This window comes from Candidatus Aquicultor sp. (genome assembly GCF_054640775.1).
In genome coordinates, this window is record NZ_JBTSLF010000179.1 from 1 (window position 1) to 3,766 (window position 3,766).

1 protein-coding gene is annotated in these 3,766 nt (G+C 67.0%); it reads right to left on the minus strand.

Annotated elements, in window-relative coordinates; genetic code table 11:
• Nucleotides 1-3,766 (minus strand): multicopper oxidase domain-containing protein (locus ACYC56_RS12140; RefSeq protein WP_461374443.1); only part of this gene is annotated, 3,766 nt, incomplete at both ends.

Genomic DNA, 3,766 nt, shown 5'->3' on the forward strand with positions numbered 1-3,766 from the left:
GGCGTTCGCTCCGGTCGTGGTGGCGGTGATCCACCGTCTGGAGTTGGACCGCTTGTACTGGACGCGATAACCGGTCTCGTTGGTCGAGTTGTCCGTCCAGTTCACGGTGATCCTGGTCCGGGCCAGGCCGCTCGTCGACAGGTTCGTCGGCGTCGCCGGGACGGTCGTCGCGTTGACCACGTTGGACCAGGCCGACCCTGCGACCACGTTGAAGGCCTGCACCCGGTAGTAGTAGATGTTGCCGTGCGGGACGCTGTCGGTGTTGCTGGTCGCGTTGGCGGCGGCGATGAGCGTCGTGACGTTCGCCGTGAAGCCGCTGTTGGTGGCCCGCTGGATCGCGAAGCCGGTCTCGTTGTTGGCGTTGTCCGTCCACGTCAGCCTGACGGTATCCGGGCCGGCCGCGGTCCTCGTCACGGTGCGCGCCAGGTTGGCGGGAGCGGCCGGTGCGGTGGGAACCGGGATCGCGGTCCACGTGGCCCACGCCGAGGCGCCGGACACGTTGTAGGCCTGGATCCTGTACGTGTAGGTAGTCCCCATCACGACGGTCAGATCGACATAGGTGGTGTCGGTCGCGGCCGGGGTCGCGAGCTGTGTGAAGTTGACGCCGTCCGTGGACCGCTGGAGCCGGAGGCCGAAGCCCTGGGTTGTGGTGGACGTGGCGGTCCAGCCCAAGGTGATCGATGGGCCGGCCTTCACCATGCCGGTGAGGTTGGTCGGCGCCGCCGGGACCAGCGGGACGGTCACCGTGTTCGACTGCGCCCAGTTGGAGACGCCGGCGAGGTTCACGGCCCTGACCTGGTACTGATAGCTGATGTCGGTCGTGACCGTCGAGTCGCTGTAGCTGGTGCTGCCGCTCGCGAGTGCGGCGACGTCACTGAACGCCCCGCCGTTCACCGAGCGCTGGACGACGTACCCGGTGGCGTTCGCGCCGGCGTTGTCGGTCCAGGTGACGTTGACCTGCGGGCCCGCGCCCGTCGCGACGACGGCCGCGACCACGTTGGTCGGGATCGCGGGAAGGGCCGGAACCTGAAGCCGCGCCACATTGGAATAGCCCGACAGGCCGACGATATTGTGCTTGGCGGCCACGCGATAGTCCCAGTCGTCTCCGGACTGCAGCGGGCCGTCGGTGTAGGTGATCGTGTTGGCCGGGAGGGCGCCGTCAAGCGTGGTCCAGGTGTTGGCGCCGTGTGGTGACCGCTCGACGACGTAGGCGTCCTCGTTGGTCGCGTTGTCGGTCCAGTCGAGCTGGCCGTTCGGGCCCGCCTTGAGCGTCGCGGTCAGACCCGTGGGCGCCGCCGGGATCGCCGGGTAGGCGATGGTGCCGGAGGTGAGCCATGCCGAGGAGACGCCGCTCTTGTCGGCACGGACGCGGTAGACGTAGCCGGCGCCCGGTGTGACGGTCTTGTCGGAGTAGGTGACAGGACCGACCTGGGTCGGATCGAGGGCGGTGTTGGCCGGCAGCGTGGCTATGGTCACGAAGGCCGCGCCGTTGTCCGCCCGCTGGACGGTGAACCCGGTCTCATCCACGGCGTTGTCGGTCCAGGCCAGGTCGACCGAGCCGAACTGGAACGCGAGGTTGGTCGGAGCCGCCGGAGCCGGACCCGACGTAATGGTGGCTGACGTGGAGCTGGCCGTCATCGTCGGGAACCCCGCACCGTACCCGGCTTTGTTGTTGGCCACGACCTGGTACGAGTACGTGACGGTCGGGTCGTAGCTCGCGTCGGTGTAGCTGCGGGACTGGTGGATGTTGGGCTGGTCGAGCGGTGAGTCGATGGTGCCGATGGTCTTCATGCCGGTACCGTTGTCACGCTGGACGTCGAACGACGTCTCCGTGATGGAGTTGTCGTTGAAGGTGATCTGGGCCTGCCCACCGATGTAGGAGAAGCTCAGGCCGTCGGCCTTGAGCGGTGGCAGGACCAGCGACTGCGGCCGCATCATGTCCATCTCTTCGTGGCTCAAGATGTGGCAGTGCCAGACGTACTCCCAGCCGTAGTTGACGAGCTGGTTGGTGATCGGGTTGGTCGGATTGCCGGACGGGTCGACGTTGTTGAATCCCATGGTCGAGCCCTCGGGATCCATCGGGCTCAGGTCACGGATCGAGTTGGGGATCTCGAAGGGCAGCTGAGGCACGATGGGCCGCAGCGCGACGATCGAGTCCTCGAGCGGGCTCACCCGGATGGTGTCCTTCCATCCCAGCTCCGTCGCGTCCGGCGCGATGATGATGTTGTCCCAGGTGACCCGGTTGAGGACCTGGACGTCGTAGAGGTGGAAGTGGATCGGGTGCGTGTCGACGCCGTTATGCGTGATGCGCCAGATCTGGGTCCCGTCGTTGGGATCCGAGATCGGGGCGATCTTGATGTCGCTCACGGGGTCGCCGTTGGCGTCGTAGGTCACGGCGTTCTTCGGCAGGTTGGTGCCGTCGAGCAGTTCCGTCGCCGGGTTGATGTACGGGTACAGCGTGACGTTCTGCAGGCCCGGCGTCGGTGGCTGCGCCTCGACGCCGAGGTTGGCCGCCATCCGACCGTATTCATCGAAGGTGGTGGCGTTGGTCTCGTCGTGGATCGCCTTCGGCTGGAGCGGCATGGTGGTCTTGGAGGTCTGCTTCTTCAGCGTGTTGAAGCCGAACGTCATCGTGTCGTTGACACGCACGAACCCGTCGCAGATCTGGACGGCGGGGTTGGGGTCGTTGGGGACCGGGTTGCAGTTGCTCCCCGAGCTGAAGCTCGTGCCGTAGGCGGAGTTGTACGCGGCCTGCCCGACGATGATGGGATGCTGGCTGCTCTCGAACACGCCGGAGCCGTCGGCCTTGTGGCTGAAGGCGTTCCTCAGCGCGCTGAGGTCGAAGGCCGGAGCCGCGGTGCCCGAGATCGTCACCTGCATGATGGTGCGGGTGTTCGGGCCGTAGCCGGGCAGGATGGTCGGCGAGCCGACGGGGCTCATGTCGGGGCCGCCGGTGTAGTAGTCGTAGGACGGGATGCGCGCCGGGAACGCCGCGGGCGCGTCGTTGTAGAGGATCAGGGTCTGGCCGGCGTACTTCGAGAAGTCGACGATGACGTCGGCCCGCTCGGCCGGCGCGATCAGCAGCGAGTGCTGGTCGACGTTGCCGAAGTCGAAGCGCGTCGGATCGGTGATCCAGGTCGTCGGCTGATGGCCGTTCACGACGACCGGGTGCGGCAGGAACCCGCCCTCGGTGCCGATCTGGATCCAGTCGGGGCCGGGCAGGCTGACACTCGTGTCCGGCGTCGGGAAGACGGTCGAGTCGGTCTGCGCCGCCGCCAGCTCCTGCGGGTTCAGCGCGACCTCACTGAGCGTGCCGGTCGTCGGGTCGGCCACGTACCACTGGAAGTTGAAGAACCGGTCGTTGGCGGCGTTGAGGAAGCGCAGCCGGTACGACTTCGGCTCCAGCGTCACCTTCGGGTATGCCACCCCGTTGACGGTCGGCGTGTCGTTGAACTGCTCCATGCCGGCCGAGTTGTTGGGCGTGCCCGGGATCTTGGCCGGCTCGCAGAACGGGTCGGTCTGATACTGCCACGTGGCCGGGTCGTCGAGGTTGCAGGCCGGGTCGTAGTACGGGTTGTCGATCGGACCGTACATGATGTTGGTGGCCGGCGGCCAGAACCAGGGGCCGTAGAACCAGCGCCCGTAGGCGCTCAGGCCGGTGGGATCGCCGGGGTTCTGCGCCGGCATGTACACGTGCTGGTACCAGAAGTTGCCGTAGCCGCCGTAGCGGGTCTTGTCCCAGGTCGGGTCCTGACCGTAGGAGGTC